Origin of the sequence: Pseudarthrobacter sp. CC12 (genome assembly GCF_039907755.1) — a bacterium.
GTDB classification, from domain to species: domain Bacteria; phylum Actinomycetota; class Actinomycetes; order Actinomycetales; family Micrococcaceae; genus Arthrobacter; species Arthrobacter niigatensis.
In genome coordinates, this window is record NZ_JARDJH010000094.1 from 1 (window position 1) to 1,002 (window position 1,002).

1 protein-coding gene is annotated in these 1,002 nt (G+C 65.3%); it reads right to left on the reverse strand.

Going from position 1 to position 1,002, the window contains the following annotated elements; genetic code table 11:
• The coding region (gene lipA / locus PV772_RS22995; RefSeq protein WP_347887704.1) for a lipoyl synthase at positions 1-1,002 on the reverse strand (1,002 nt) is incomplete at both ends.

Consider the following 1,002-nt stretch of genomic DNA (forward strand, 5'->3'; position numbering starts at 1 on the left):
CGGCGAGGAGGGTGGCGGCTTCCTGGCGGGTGGTGCCGGAGTCCTGGATGCCTTCTGCGATGTGGGCGAGTTCGGCGGGGATGTCGCGGCCTTTTTTGCGCATGGCGGTGGCCCAGAGGCGGCCGGCGCGGTAGGAGGAGCGGACCAGGGGTCCGGACATGACGCCGAGGAAGCCGATTTCTTCGGCTTCGTGCTGGAGGTCCACGAATTCCTGGGGTTTGACCCAGCGGTCCACGGGCAGGTGCCGTTCGGAGGGGCGGAGGTACTGGGTGATGGTGATCAGGTCGCAGCCGGCCTGGTGGAGGTCGCGGAGGGCTTCGCTGATTTCTTCGCGGGTTTCGCCCATGCCCAGGATGAGGTTGGATTTGGTGACCATGCCCAGGTTCCGGCCCTGGGTGATGACGTCCAGGGAGCGTTCGTAGCGGAACGCGGGGCGGATCCGTTTGAAGATCCGGGGGACGGTTTCGACGTTGTGGGCGAAGACTTCGGGGGCGGAGTCGCAGATCGCCTTGATGTGGTCGGGGTTGCCGGAGAAGTCGGGGATGAGCAGTTCGACGCCGGTGCCGGGGTTCAGTTCGTGGATCTTGCGGACGGTTTCGGCGTAGAGCCAGACGCCTTCGTCTTCGAGGTCGTCGCGGGCCACGCCGGTGACGGTGGCGTAGCGCAGCTGCATGGAGTGGACGGAGCGGGCCACCTTGGTGGGTTCGAACATGTCCACGGGGGAGGGTTTGCCGGTGTCGATCTGGCAGAAGTCGCAGCGGCGGGTGCATTCGGAGCCGCCGATCAGGAAGGTCGCTTCCTTGTCTTCCCAGCATTCGAAGATGTTGGGGCAGCCGGCTTCTTCGCAGACGGTGTGCAGGCCTTCTTTTTTGACCAGGTTCTTCAGCCCGACGAACTCGGGGCCCATCTGGACCTTGGCCTTGATCCACTCCGGCTTGCGCTCCACCGGGACCGCAGCGTTGCGCTGCTCGATCCGCAGCATCTTCCGGCCTTCAGGTGCCA